General features: G+C 61.7%; 8 protein-coding genes and 4 tRNA genes. All 12 read left to right on the top strand.

The window, feature by feature from the left end:
• Positions 1-7: 7 nt before the first annotated feature.
• Entirely contained in the window at positions 8-1,921 is a 1,914-nt protein-coding gene (locus AC1DSF_RS03570) for a potassium transporter Kup (protein WP_478123503.1), read from the top strand.
• A gap of 117 nt (positions 1,922-2,038) precedes the next feature.
• Positions 2,039-3,205 carry an efflux RND transporter periplasmic adaptor subunit gene (locus tag AC1DSF_RS03565; RefSeq protein WP_478123502.1) on the top strand — a complete coding sequence of 389 codons (1,167 nt, stop codon included), beginning with the start codon at positions 2,039-2,041 and terminating at the stop codon, positions 3,203-3,205.
• Positions 3,206-3,215: 10 nt separating this feature from the next.
• Positions 3,216-6,398: an efflux RND transporter permease subunit gene (locus tag AC1DSF_RS03560; RefSeq protein WP_478123501.1), complete on the top strand. Its 3,183-nt coding sequence runs from the start codon at positions 3,216-3,218 to the stop codon at positions 6,396-6,398.
• Positions 6,399-6,512: 114 nt separating this feature from the next.
• Positions 6,513-6,599 (top strand) — tRNA-Leu (locus AC1DSF_RS03555).
• 33 nt (positions 6,600-6,632) lie between these two features.
• Positions 6,633-7,946 carry a trigger factor gene (tig, locus tag AC1DSF_RS03550; RefSeq protein ID WP_478182341.1) on the top strand — a complete coding sequence of 438 codons (1,314 nt, stop codon included), beginning with the start codon at positions 6,633-6,635 and terminating at the stop codon, positions 7,944-7,946.
• 99 nt (positions 7,947-8,045) lie between these two features.
• On the top strand, positions 8,046-8,654 hold the full coding sequence (gene clpP, locus AC1DSF_RS03545; protein ID WP_478123499.1) for an ATP-dependent Clp endopeptidase proteolytic subunit ClpP: 609 nt from the start codon (positions 8,046-8,048) through the stop codon (positions 8,652-8,654).
• 104 nt (positions 8,655-8,758) lie between these two features.
• Positions 8,759-10,024, top strand: coding sequence for an ATP-dependent Clp protease ATP-binding subunit ClpX (gene clpX, locus AC1DSF_RS03540; protein ID WP_478123498.1), 1,266 nt, complete (start codon positions 8,759-8,761; stop codon positions 10,022-10,024).
• A 118-nt stretch (positions 10,025-10,142) separates the two neighbouring features.
• Positions 10,143-12,584 (top strand): endopeptidase La, encoded by a 2,442-nt coding sequence (lon, locus tag AC1DSF_RS03535; RefSeq protein ID WP_478123497.1) that lies wholly within the window; start codon positions 10,143-10,145, stop codon positions 12,582-12,584.
• 62 nt (positions 12,585-12,646) lie between these two features.
• Positions 12,647-12,722 (top strand) — tRNA-Gly (locus tag AC1DSF_RS03530).
• A 76-nt stretch (positions 12,723-12,798) separates the two neighbouring features.
• A tRNA-Cys gene (locus tag AC1DSF_RS03525) sits at positions 12,799-12,872 on the top strand.
• 85 nt (positions 12,873-12,957) lie between these two features.
• Positions 12,958-13,050 (top strand) — tRNA-Leu (locus AC1DSF_RS03520).
• A 22-nt stretch (positions 13,051-13,072) separates the two neighbouring features.
• Positions 13,073-13,705 carry a DUF6806 family protein gene (locus tag AC1DSF_RS03515; protein WP_478123496.1) on the top strand — a complete coding sequence of 211 codons (633 nt, stop codon included), beginning with the start codon at positions 13,073-13,075 and terminating at the stop codon, positions 13,703-13,705.
• The last annotated feature ends 2 nt before the right edge of the window (positions 13,706-13,707 follow it).

Raw genomic sequence — 13,707 nt, 5'->3', positions numbered from 1 at the left:
ACTCATCATGAACACAACGTCGCAGAACCTCGGCCTTTCGGATCCGGGATCTCATCCCAAGGCGGGGCCGGTCGTGATGATTGCGGCGCTAGGCGTGGTCTTCGGCGACATCGGCACGTCGCCGCTGTATGCCTTCAAGGAGACGCTCAACCCGGAGCACGGCATTCCCTTTTCACCTGAAACGGTGCTGGGGCTGTTGTCGCTGATCTTCTGGGGGCTGATGTTCGTGGTCACGCTGAAGTACGTGGTTTTCGTGCTGCGCGCGGACCATGACGGTGAAGGCGGCATCCTCGCGCTGCAGGCGCTGGCGCGCAATGCGGTGACCGGCACGCCGACGCGCGCGTGGGTCTCTTCCTTGATCGCGCTGCTGGGTCTGGTTGGAGCCGCGATGTTCTATGGCGACAGTCTCATCACTCCGGCGATTTCGGTTCTTTCCGCGGTCGAGGGGCTGGAGGTGGAGGCGCCCGGGCTTCAACCCTTCGTGATTCCGATCACCATGGCGATCCTGGTCGGCTTGTTCGCCGTGCAGCGCCATGGCACCGGGCTGGTCGGTCGGGTTTTCGGGCCGGTCATGCTGTTGTGGTTTGTCGTGATTGCCGCGGGAGGCCTGTTGCAGGTGCTCAAGCAACCGGAGGTGCTCGCCGCGCTCGATCCGCGCCACGCAGCCAACTTCCTGGTCACGCATCGAACGCAATCGCTTGCCGTGCTGGGCGCTGTGTTTCTCGCGTTTACCGGTGGCGAGGCGCTTTACGCCGACATGGGGCATTTCGGCGCGAAGCCGATTCGCTTCGCCTGGATATTCATTGCTTTGCCGGGGCTGGTGCTGAACTATTTCGGCCAGGGCGCGCTGGTGCTTTCCAATCCGGCAGCGATCGACAACCCCTTCTTCAGGCTCTTTCCGTCGTGGGCGGTGCTGCCAATGGTCATCCTCGCCGCGATGGCGACCGTGATTGCATCGCAGGCAGTCATCTCCGGCGCCTTTTCGCTGACGGCGCAGGCGATTCGCATGGCCTATTTGCCGCGCATGCGCGTCGTGCAGACTTCGGGCGAAGCCATCGGGCAGATCTATATCCCGACGGTGAACTGGATGCTGATGGTCGGCGTGCTGCTGCTGGTGCTGGGCTTCCGCAGTTCGAGCGCGTTGTCGGCGGCGTACGGCATTGCCGTCTCGATCACGATGGTGACGACGACGCTGCTCGCCGGCATCGTCGCTTACAAGCTCTGGCGGTGGAATCGGCCGGCCGTCGTGATCGGCGTGCTGATCTTCGCATCGGTCGATGTGATGTTCGTCGTCGCCAACAGTTTGAAGATCGCCGAAGGAGGCTGGCTTACGCTCGCTGTCGCCGTACTGGTGATGGTGATCTTCACGACTTGGGCCAAGGGCCGGCGCCTCGGCTTGCGGGCAGCGGAAGCGGAGCGCCTGCCGCTCGTGCCTTTCGTGCAGTCGCTCGCCGAAGGCATGCCGCACCGGGTGAGGGGCACGGCGGTGTTCCTCAACCCCGACGCTGAATCCGTGCCGCATGCGCTGCTGTTGAACCTCAAGCACAACCAGGTGCTTCACTCGAAGGTCATCGTGCTCAGGGTGTTGTCGTGCGACACGCCACGCGTTGACGCACGCCAGCGAATCGAAGCCGAAACCCTGGGTGAAGGCATATGGGTCGCTACTGCGCGCTACGGTTTCATGGAGCGCCCTGACGTGCCCGAATTCATCCGCATCCTGGCCTATCAGAAGGGTCTGGCTTGCGACTCGATGACGACCTCGTATTTCGTCTCGCGCGCTTCTGTCGGCGATGAGCATCTGCCGAACATGAACCCGTTGCGGCGGGCGCTCTTCGGCTGGCTGCAGCGCAACGCGGGCCGCGCATCCGACTACTTCGTGCTTCCCGACAACCGGCTCGTGGAAATGGGACAACGCACCTGAGGCGCCTGGATCCCGGATCGCCGCTTCGCTGGCGAATTCGTTGACAGCGATTGGCGTTTACCCTAGATTACTAACCCGCTGGTCAGTAATGACCCCGCTGGTTTTGAAGGGTGATTCATGTCCGCCTCATCTGTATCGCGCGTCCGTACTCGTGCCGGGCTGCTGCTCGCCGTGGTCCTCATTGCCGGATGTTCTCGTCCGCCGCCAGCTGAGGAGCCCATCCGTTCCGTCAAGGTCATCGCCGTCGGCGTCAGCTCCTACGACACCGAGCCCGAGTTCTCCGGCGAAGTGCGGGCAAGAGTCGAATCGCGCCTGGGCTTTCGAGTCGCCGGAAAGATCACGCGGCGCCAGGCCGAACTCGGCCAGCACGTTCAGGCTGGCCAGGTGCTCGCGCAGCTCGATCCCCAGGATTTCCGCCTCGCAGCGGAGGGCGCCCGGGCGCAATATGCCGCGGCCCTGACCAATCGCGATCTGGCGGCGGCGGATCTCAAGCGCTATCGCTCGCTGCGCGACCAGAACTTCATCAGCGGCGCCGATCTGGAGCGTCGCGAAAGCACGTTCAAGGCGGCACAGGCGCAACTCGAACAGGCGCAAGCGCAACTCAGCGCGCAGGGAAACCAGGCGAACTACACGACGCTCGTGGCGGACGTGCCGGGCATCATCACAGCGATCGAGGCCGAACCGGGGCAGGTGGTCGCTGCGGGTACGCCGGTCGTGCGCATCGCCCAGGACGGCGCGCGCGATGTGGTGTTCGCGGTGCCGGAAGATCGCGCGGGGCAGGTCAAGGCGGACTCCCCGGTTGCGATACGCGGATGGGCCGGCGGAAGCGAATTCGAAGGCAAGGTGCGCGAGGTCGCCGCCAGCGCCGACGCAGTCACGCGCACCTACACCGTCAAGACCACGATCGATCCGGCCAAGGCGCCGGCGCTGGGTGCCACGGTCTACGCCCGGCCGAAGGCACTTTCGCACAGCGGCACGCCGGTGCTCAAGGTTCCGACCAGCGCCTTGCGCCAGGAAGGCAAGGGCAGTGCCGTCTGGGTGTTGGACAAGTCCAGCATGACCGTGCGCTCGCAAGCGGTCGAAGTGGTGACGGCAGACGGCAACGAAGCTGTCATCGGCAAGGGCCTCCTGCCGGGCGAACTGGTCGTCGCCGCAGGCGTGCATGTGCTCTCGCCAGGGCAGAAGGTCGCCATCTATCGCAATCGGGCGGCAGCGACTGCAGGCGGGCGTCAGGACGCAGTTGCTGTACCAGCAGCGCCCGTAGCGCCTGTGGCAACGCGCTGAGGACGCCCGCATGACGTCACAGAACGCCGACACCGGCAGGGCCGGATTCAACCTGTCGAAATGGGCACTCGAGCACGCGGCGCTCACGCGCTACTTGATGCTTGTGTTGATGGTCCTGGGCTTTGCGTCGTACTTCCAGCTGGGCCAGGACGAAGACCCGCCGTTCACCTTTCGCGCGATGGTGGTTCGCACGTACTGGCCCGGGGCCACGGCGCAGCAGGTGGCGGAGCAAGTCACCGACAAGCTCGAACGCACCCTTCAAGAGGCGCCCTACGCCGACAAGATCCGCAGCTATTCGAAGCCCGGCGAATCGCAGATCATCTTTCAGATCAAGGATTCGTCCAAGGCTGGCGAAGTCGCGAACGTCTGGTACACGGTCCGCAAGAAGATCAGCGACATGCGCTCCACCTTGCCCGCTGGCGTGCAGGGGCCGTTCTTCAATGACGATTTCGGCGATGTCTATGGCGTGATCTACGCACTGGAGAGCGACGGATTCAGCTACGCCGAGCTGAAGACGTTTGCCGATGACGTGCGCCAGCGCTTGCTGCGCGTGAAAGACGTGGCCAAGGTCGAGCAGTTCGGCGTGCAGGACGAGAAGGTCTACATCGAGGTATCTCAGAAGCGCCTCGCGCAACTTGGCCTCGACTTCAACACCGTGATCGGGCAACTCGGTTCGCAAAACGCCATCGAGAGCGCCGGGACCATCCAGGCGCCGCAGGACGTGGTGCAGGTCCGGGTGGGCGGCCAGTTCACGAGCGTGGAGCAATTGCGCGCCATGCCGATTCGCGGCAGCTCAGGCAACCACCTTCGCCTCGGCGACATCGCCGACATCCACCGCGGCTATGTCGATCCGCCAGCCGTGAAGGTGCGGCATCAAGGCAAGGAAGTGATCGCACTCGGCGTCTCGATGGCCAAGGGCGGCGACATCATCGCGCTCGGAAAGGCGCTGCATGCTGCCACGGCCGAGATTGACAAGCAGTTGCCGCTCGGTGTGCAACTCGTGCAGGTGCAAGACCAGCCCGTCGCGGTCGCCAATTCGGTCAATGAATTCGTGAGCGTGCTGATCGAAGCCGTGGCGATCGTGCTGGCGGTGAGCTTCATATCGCTCGGGCTGCACAAGGGCGGCCGCTTTGGCTGGTATGTGGACATTCGACCGGGGCTCGTTGTCGCAATCACCATCCCGCTCGTGCTGGCGGTGACCTTCCTCGCGATGAACTACTTCGACATCGGCCTGCACAAGATATCGCTGGGCTCGCTGATCATCGCGCTGGGCCTGCTCGTCGACGACGCCATCATCGCCGTCGAGATGATGGTGCGAAAGATGGAAGAGGGCTATGACAAGGTCCGAGCCGCCACCTTTGCCTATGACGTCACGGCCAAGCCGATGCTCACCGGCACGTTGATCACAGCGGCGGGCTTTTTGCCCATCGGCATTGCGAAGTCCATCACGGGCGAGTACACGTTTGCGATTTTCGCGGTCACGGTGATTGCGCTGGTGCTGAGCTGGCTCGTGTCGGTTTATTTCGTGCCTTATCTCGGCACGCTGCTGCTCAAAGTCAAGCCGCACGACCCCGACGCACCCCCGCACGAACTGTTCGACACGCCGTTCTACAACACCTTTCGCCGCACGGTGAACTGGTGCGTGGCGCATCGCTGGATCACCATTGGCGCTACGTTGCTGATGTTTGCGCTCGGCATCGTTGGCATGGGCAAGGTGCAGCAGCAGTTCTTTCCGGATTCGAGCCGGCCGGAGATTCTGGTCGAGTTGTGGTTCCCGGAAGGTACGTCCTTCGCGGCCAATGAAGAAGTCGCCAAGCGAGTGGAGGAGCGGCTGCGCACCGAAGAGGGCGTCACGACTGTCACGAGCTGGATCGGATCGGGCGTGCCGCGCTTCTATTTGCCGCTCGACCAGGTGTTTCCACAGACCAACGTGTCGCAGATGATTCTGCTGGCAAAGGATCTTCATTACCGCGAAAGCCTGCGCCTGAAATTGCCCGCGCTGCTGGCGCAGGAATTCCCCGAAGCACGTGGCCGCGTCAAGCTGCTGCCCAATGGGCCGCCGGTGCCGTATCCGGTGCAGTTCCGCGTGATCGGCACGGACCCGGCGGATCTGCGCGCGCGCGCTGACGAGGTCAAGGCTGTGATGCGCGACAACCCGAACATGCGCGGCGTCAACGACAACTGGAACGAATCAGTCAAGGTGATCCGGCTCGGAGTCGATCAGGACAAGGCGCGTTCGCTCGGCGTGACCAGCCAGGCCATCGCGCAGGCCTCCCGGACCATGTTCAGCGGCACGACGGTAGGCCAATACCGCGAGAACGACTTGCTGATCGACATCGTGCTGCGCCAATCGCCCGACGAACGTGGGGCGATTTCGGACATCGGCAACGCTTATCTGCCCACGAGTTCAGGCCAGGCGATTCCGCTGACGCAGATCGCCAAGCCGGTCTTCACCTGGGAGCCCGGCGTGATGTGGCGCGAGAACCGCGACTATGCGATCACCGTCCAGGGCGACATCGTCGAGGGGCTTCAGGGCGCGACGGTGACTGATCAGCTACTACCAAAACTGCGCGCACTCGAAGCGAAGTGGCAAGCGGCGGGGCAGAGCGCGTATCGCATCGAAGTGGCCGGCGCGGTGGAAGAAAGCAGCAAGGGCTCGGCGTCGATCGTCGCCGGGGTGCCGATCATGCTGTTTCTGGTCTTTACTTTGCTGATGCTGCAACTGCACAGTTTCAGCCGCTCGGTGCTTGTCTTCATCACGGGCCCGCTGGGCATTGTCGGAGTGGCGGGTGCGCTGTTGGCGCTGAACCGGCCTTTCGGCTTCGTGGCGCTGTTGGGCGTGATTGCGCTCATGGGCATGATCCAGCGCAATGCGGTGATTCTGGTCGACCAGATCGAACACGACCGTGCGGCCGGTGTGCCGGCCTGGGATGCGATCGTCGAATCGGCGGTGCGGCGGCTGCGGCCGATCGTGCTGACCGCTGCAGCGGCCGTGCTGGCGATGATCCCGCTGTCGCGCAGCGTCTTCTGGGGGCCGATGGCCGTTGCCATCATGGGTGGCCTGATTGTCGCCACGGTGCTCACTTTGCTGGCGCTGCCAGCCATGTACGCGGCCTGGTTTCGGGTAAAGCGTGAGCCGGCCGGGAGCACGGATGCCCCGCCGCCGCATGCGGCCGAAATGCTTTCGGCGTGACGGTGCATGAGTCGCTGGAGCGGCTTTCGTTCCAGCATAAAATACGTGGTTGACCGATTTCGAGCGGGTGGTCTGCATCAAGGACCGCCCGTTTTTCGTTGAATTCTTCGGACCGCGCGGGTGGCGAAATTGGTAGACGCACCAGGTTTAGGTCCTGACGCCAGCAATGGCGTGCCGGTTCGAGTCCGGCCCCGCGCACCAGCCCAATAAGACCTCTCACCAGGAAGACAGAAAATGACCGTGAACGTTGAAACCCTCGACAAGCTCGAACGCAAGATCACGCTGACCTTGCCGGTCGGCACCATCCAGTCCGAGGTCGATTCGCGCCTCAAGAAGCTGGCCCGCACCGTCAAAATGGACGGCTTCCGGCCCGGCAAGGTGCCGATGAACGTCGTGGCCCAGCGCTATGGCTATTCGGTCCATTACGAAGTCATGAACGACAAGGTGGGCGAGGCCTTCTCGCAGGCTGCCAACGAGGCCAAGCTCCGAGTGGCCGGCCAGCCCCGCATCACCGAAAAAGAGAATTCGCCCGAAGGCGAGCTTGCCTTCGACGCCGTCTTCGAAGTCTTCCCCGAAGTCAAGATCAACGACCTGTCCAACGCCGAAGTCGAGAAGCTCAGCGCTGACGTGGGCGACGACGCCATCGACAAGACGCTCGACATCCTGCGCAAGCAGCGTCGCACCTTCGCACAGCGCGCGCAAGACGCCGCTGTCCAGGACGGCGACCGCGTGACCGTCGATTTCGAAGGCAAGATCGAAGGCGAGCCCTTCCAGGGCGGCAAGGCCGACGACTTCCAGTTCATCGTGGGCGAAGGCCAGATGCTCAAGGAATTCGAAGACGCCGTGCGCGGCATGAAGGCAGGCGACAGCCGCACTTTCCCGCTTTCGTTTCCTGCCGACTATCACGGCAAGGACGTCGCCGGCAAGCAAGCCGACTTCATGGTCACCGTGAAGAAAATCGAAGCTTCGCACCYGCCTGAAATCAACGAGCAACTCGCCAAATCGCTTGGCATCGCTGACGCAACGGTCGAAGGTCTTCGTGCAGACATCAAGAAAAACCTCGAGCGGGAAGTCAAATTCCGCCTCCTCGCCCGCAACAAGACCGCGGTCATGGACGCACTGGTCGCCAACGCCGAACTCGACCTGCCGAAGTCCAGTGTCCAGGCAGAAGTCGATCGCATGATCGAAGGCGCCCGCGCCGAACTCAAGCAGCGCGGCATCAAGGACGCCGACAAGGCGCCGATCCCCGACGACGTGTTCCGCCCCCAGGCCGAGCGCCGCGTGCGCCTTGGCCTCGTGGTGGCCGAGCTGGTCCGCGCCAACAACCTGCAAGCCAAGCCCGAGCAGATCAAGGCCCACATCGACGAACTGGCCGCCAGCTACGAGAAGCCCGCTGACGTGGTTCGTTGGTATTTCAGCGACAACCGCCGTTTGGCCGAAGTCGAGGCCGTCGTGATCGAAAACAATGTGACCGACTTCGTGCTCGGCAAGGTCAAGGTCAACGACAAGTCTGTATCCTTCGACGAACTGATGGCCCAACAAGGCTAAATCAGGGCCGCCAGCCGGCAAGCAATCCATGGGGCTTGTGCTTTGTGGCACGAGCCCCATTTCGTCTGGGTAAAGTACAAACCCCTCTGGAGAGCAAACATGAGCGCACAGGAAATTCAAGGCCTCGGCATGGTTCCGATGGTCATCGAGCAGTCAGGCCGCGGCGAGCGTTCGTATGACATCTATTCGCGCCTGCTCAAGGAGCGCGTGATCTTCCTGGTCGGCGAAGTCAACGACCAGACCGCCAACCTCGTGGTGGCGCAGTTGCTGTTCCTCGAGAGCGAAAACCCAGACAAGGACATTTCGTTCTACATCAACTCCCCCGGCGGCAGCGTCAGCGCCGGCATGGCGATCTACGACACCATGCAGTTCATCAAGCCGGACGTGTCGACGCTGTGCATCGGCTTTGCGGCGAGCATGGGCGCATTCCTCCTGGCTGCAGGCGAAAAGGGCAAGCGCTTTTCGCTGCCGAATTCCAAGATCATGATTCACCAGGTCCTGGGCGGTGCACGCGGACAAGCGACGGACATCGAGATCCACGCACGCGACATCCTCAAGACCCGTGAGCAAATGAACCGCATCCTGGCGGACCGGACCGGCCAGTCACTCGAGAAAATCGCCCGTGATACCGAGCGCGACTACTTCCTGACTGCCGACGAATCCAAGGATTACGGCCTCATCGACCAGGTGATCGCCAAGCGCACCTGACCGCCGCCATTAAGGCGCCCGAGCAACGACGGCGTTTTCCCACACGGGAAACGCCGTTTTTGTTTCGCTATCATTGTTAAACCCCAGTTACGAGGCATTTGTCCATGGCCGAGAAAAAAGGCTCCTCCAGCGAAAAAACGCTCTACTGCTCGTTCTGCGGGAAGAGCCAGCACGAGGTCAAGAAGCTGATCGCGGGGCCTTCGGTATTCATTTGCGACGAATGCATCGATCTTTGCAACGAGATCATCCGTGACGAGCTTCCAGCTGGCGAAGAATCGCGCGAAGCGCGCAGCGACCTGCCCACGCCGCTGGAAATCAAGTCCAACCTCGACAACTACGTGATCGGACAGGAGCCGGCAAAGCGAATGCTGTCGGTTGCGGTCTACAACCACTACAAGCGTCTGCGCCACAAGGAAAAATCCAAGGGCGAGGATGTCGAACTCAGCAAGAGCAACATCCTGCTGATCGGACCGACCGGCTCGGGCAAGACGCTGCTGGCGCAAACGCTCGCGCGCATGCTCGACGTTCCTTTCGTCATGGCCGATGCAACCACGTTGACCGAAGCCGGCTATGTTGGCGAAGACGTCGAGAACATCATCCAGAAGCTGCTTCAAAGCTGCAACTACGAGGTGGAGCGCGCGCAGCGCGGCATCGTCTACATCGACGAAATCGACAAGATCTCGCGCAAGTCCGACAACCCCTCGATCACCCGCGACGTGTCGGGCGAGGGCGTGCAGCAGGCTCTGCTGAAGCTGATCGAAGGCACCATGGCCAGCGTGCCGCCGCAGGGCGGCCGCAAGCATCCCAACCAGGATTTCCTGCAAATCGACACGACCAACATCCTCTTCATCTGCGGAGGTGCTTTCGCCGGCCTCGAGAAGGTGATTGAAAACCGGACCGAAGCCTCGGGTATCGGCTTTGGTGCGTCGGTCAAGAGCAAGAAGCAGCGCAGCCTCACCGAGGTATTCCGCGAGGTCGAGCCCGAAGATCTGATCAAGTTTGGCCTCATTCCCGAATTGGTCGGTCGCATGCCGGTCGTGGCGTCGCTCGCTGAACTCAGCGAGGACGCGCTCGTCCAGATCCTCACCGAACCCAAGAACGCTGTCGTCAAGCAGTTCACTAAGCTGCTGCAGATGGAAGGCGTCGACCTCGAGATCCGCCCTGCGGCGCTCAAGGCGATCGCGCGCAAGGCGCTGGCGCGCAAGACTGGCGCGCGAGGCTTGCGTTCGATCCTGGAGCAGTCGCTCATCGACACCATGTTCGAGCTGCCGAATGCGACCAATGTCGACAAGGTGGTGGTCGAAGAATCGACGATCGACGAGAACAAGCCGCCGCTGCTCGTCTATCGCGAAGCCGCGAAGAAGGCTTGATGACCTCGGACCCGGCCGCTTTCAGACAGGCGTCCGGCGTCTTCGGCGAATACTCTGCCCGCGGGCTTGAAAAGCGCGCGCGGCCGACCATCTTTCCATGATCAATTAAAGGATTTCCATGTCCGGTCATACCCCCCTGCCTGCTACCGAACTCGACTTGCCGCTGCTTCCGTTGCGCGATGTGGTCGTGTTTCCCCACATGGTGATTCCGCTGTTCGTGGGACGTCCCAAGAGCATCAAGGCGCTCGAACTCGCCATGGAAGCGGAACGCCGCATCATGCTTGTGGCCCAGAAGGCCGCCGCCAAGGATGAGCCTTCGGTCGAAGACATGTTCGAGGTCGGTTGCATCTCGACCATCCTGCAGATGCTGAAGCTGCCCGACGGCACCGTCAAGGTGCTGGTCGAAGGCCAGCAGCGCGCACGCGTCAACCGCATCGACGACAGCGAAACGCACTTTTCCGCAAACGTGACACCCGTCGAACTGGCCGATATTGCGCCGCAGAAGGGCACCGAAGTCGAAGCACTGCGCCGCGCGGTAATGCAGCAGTTCGACCAGTACGTCAAGCTCAACAAGAAGATCCCCCCGGAGATCCTCACGTCGATCTCGAGCATCGATGATCCGGGCCGTCTTGCGGACACCATTGCCGCGCATCTGCCTCTGAAACTCGACAACAAACAGGCTGTGCTCGACCTCGACGACATCAAGTCGCGGCTCGAAAACCTGTTTGGCCAGTTGGAGCGCGAGGTCGACATCCTCAACGTCGATAAGAAGATTCGCGGGCGTGTCAAGCGCCAGATGGAAAAGAACCAGCGCGACTTCTACCTGAACGAACAAGTCAAGGCGATCCAGAAAGAACTTGGCGAAGGCGAAGAGGGTGCCGACATCGAGGAGATCGAGAAGAAGATCAAGCTCGCCAAGATGCCGAAGGAAGCGCTCAAGAAGGCTGAAGGCGAGCTCAAGAAGCTCAAGCTCATGTCGCCGATGTCAGCCGAAGCGACCGTCGTGCGCAACTACATCGATGTGCTGATCGGCCTGCCGTGGAGCAAGAAGACAAAGATCAAGCACGACCTGGCGCATGCCGAAGAAGTGCTCAACGAGGACCACTACGGGCTCGAAAAGGTTAAGGACCGCATTCTTGAATATCTTGCAGTGCAGCAACGCGTGGACAAGGTCAAGGCGCCGATTCTGTGCCTCGTCGGGCCACCCGGGGTGGGCAAGACCTCGCTCGGGCAGTCGATTGCCAAGGCGACCGGCCGCAAGTACACGCGCATGGCGCTGGGCGGCATGCGAGACGAGGCCGAGATTCGCGGCCACCGCCGCACCTACATCGGCGCGCTGCCGGGCAAGGTGCTGCAAAGCCTGAACAAGGTCGGCACGCGCAACCCACTGTTCCTGCTGGACGAAATCGACAAGCTGGGCACCGACTTCCGCGGCGATCCGTCGAGCGCTCTGCTCGAAGTGCTGGACCCGGAGCAGAACCACACGTTCGGCGATCACTACGTGGAGGTCGATTTCGATCTGAGCGACGTGATGTTCGTCGCGACCTCTAACTCGATGAACATCCCTCCGGCCCTCTTGGACCGAATGGAAGTGATTCGACTCGCGGGCTACACCGAAGACGAGAAGACGCACATCGCGCTGAAGTATCTGCTGCCCAAGCAGATGAAGAACAACGGCGTGAAGGATGACGAACTGCTCATCTCCGAAGAGGCGGTGCGTGACATCGTGCGCTACTACACGCGCGAGGCGGGCGTTCGTTCGCTCGAACGCGAACTCTCCAAGATCTGCCGCAAGGTGGTCAAGGGACTGCTGCTCAAGAAGATGGTGCCGCAGGTTGTCGTGAACGGCGAGAACCTCAACGATTTCCTGGGCGTGCGCAAATACACGTTCGGCCTTGCAGAGAAGCAGAACCAGGTCGGGCAGGTCGTTGGGCTCGCGTGGACGGAAGTCGGCGGCGACTTGCTCACGATCGAAGCCGTCACGATGCCCGGCAAGGGTGTGATCAGTCGCACGGGTTCGCTCGGTGACGTGATGAAGGAGTCCGTCGAAGCCGCACGCACTGTGGTCCGCAGCAGGTCTCGTCGACTTGGTATCAAGGACGAAGTGTTCGAGAAGCGTGACATTCACATCCACGTACCGGACGGCGCCACCCCCAAGGACGGCCCGAGCGCGGGTGCTGCAATGACGACGGCTTTCGTGTCGGCGCTCACAGGCATCCCGGTGCGTGCTGATGTCGCCATGACGGGCGAGATCACTTTGCGCGGCGAAGTCACGGCCATCGGCGGCTTAAAGGAAAAGTTGCTGGCTGCCTTGCGTGGCGGTATCAAGACCGTGCTGATCCCGGAAGAGAACGCCAAGGACCTGCAGGATATCCCCGAGAACGTGAAGAACGGCCTCGAGATCGTGCCTGTGAAGTGGATCGACAAGGTGCTGGAAATTGCTCTCGAGAAGTCGCCAACGCCGCTGTCGGACGAAGAGGTTGCCGCCTCAGCGGCGGCAGTCGCCGAGCTGGCCAAGCAGCGCGCTGCGCAACCGGCGGAAGGTTCGATCAAGCACTGACACGTCGATGCGTTCGAGTTGCGAGAGACTAAAAATATGCTCTATAATTCGAGGCTCGAAACGCGGGAATAGCTCAGTTGGTAGAGCGCAACCTTGCCAAGGTTGAGGTCGAGAGTTCGAGACTCTTTTCCCGCTCCAGTTTTGAAAAAGGGAAGCGCAGGCTTCCCTTTTTTTCGCTGATTTCTTACGACTTCAAAATCTCGGCAACGAGAGTGGCGCGATAGCAAAGCGGTTATGCAACGGATTGCAAATCCGTCTAGCCCGGTTCGACTCCGGGTCGCGCCTCCACCGATTCCAATGCCAAAACACAGTCCCGCCAAACAACGTTGTCGGGACTGTTTTCGTTTGGGGTATCGTCGACGTTCGACGGGAAGCCCGGATGGTGAAATTGGTAGACACATCGGACTTAAAATCCGCCGCTTCCTGCATAAGGGGCGTACCGGTTCGACCCCGGTTCCGGGCACCACCACACTACAAGGGAGCAAGACATGCCTCGCTATAACGCTCCGTTCGAAATCCATGTACACGGCGATGTGCCGCTGCGCTCGGATGCGAATTTCGAGCAGATCCAGGAAGCGCTGAAGCCGCTGTGGAAATATGCCGGCGCACGATCGCTCGCCGACGGCGCGACCAGCGTCTATGAAGAAGAGCCCGGGATCCGCTTCGAACAGAAAGAGCACATGCTCCAGATCTGCTGGACCGTGGCCGGGGACGACGATTTCCGTCAGGCGCTCGACGAAATGTGCATGGCTCTCAATGAGCTCGCTGAGCAGGGCGCCGCGCTCGAAGTCACCTTCTACGACACCGACTTCGACGAAGAGGAAGGCGACCCCGACCAGGAGTCGCGTGATGACTTCCTGATGCTGTTCGTCGGCCCCAACCCTGCCGCGATCATGCAGGTCCAGCGCGACCTGCTCGTGGAAGATGTGGTGAACCTGATGGAGCGTCACTTCGATGGTGCTGAACTCGGCGGCGTCGTGGCGGAGATCGACAAGCTCTTCGGCGATCGGTTCGACGCACTGGTCAATTCGCTCGAAATCGGAAAACGGCCGCGTGGCGGCACCGGTGGCGCCGGCAGCGGCGGACACGGCGGTGGTCGTCGTCCGCGTCATCTGCACTAGCC

It is taken from the genome of Variovorax sp. 01N429 (assembly GCF_056399425.1).
Note: the sequence above shows the minus strand (reverse complement) of the source record. Positions and strands in the feature narration are given on the sequence as shown.

Excerpts from the sequence above, each read along its gene's own strand:
- AC1DSF_RS03570 (WP_478123503.1), top strand. The coding sequence starts at position 8 with ATGAACACAACGTCGCAGAACCTCGGCCTTTCGGATCCGGGATCTCAT.
- AC1DSF_RS03565 (WP_478123502.1), top strand. The coding sequence starts at position 2,039 with ATGTCCGCCTCATCTGTATCGCGCGTCCGTACTCGTGCCGGGCTGCTG.
- AC1DSF_RS03560 (WP_478123501.1), top strand. The coding sequence starts at position 3,216 with ATGACGTCACAGAACGCCGACACCGGCAGGGCCGGATTCAACCTGTCG.
- clpP (WP_478123499.1), top strand. The coding sequence starts at position 8,046 with ATGAGCGCACAGGAAATTCAAGGCCTCGGCATGGTTCCGATGGTCATC.
- clpX (WP_478123498.1), top strand. The coding sequence starts at position 8,759 with ATGGCCGAGAAAAAAGGCTCCTCCAGCGAAAAAACGCTCTACTGCTCG.
- lon (WP_478123497.1), top strand. The coding sequence starts at position 10,143 with ATGTCCGGTCATACCCCCCTGCCTGCTACCGAACTCGACTTGCCGCTG.
- AC1DSF_RS03515 (WP_478123496.1), top strand. The coding sequence starts at position 13,073 with ATGCCTCGCTATAACGCTCCGTTCGAAATCCATGTACACGGCGATGTG.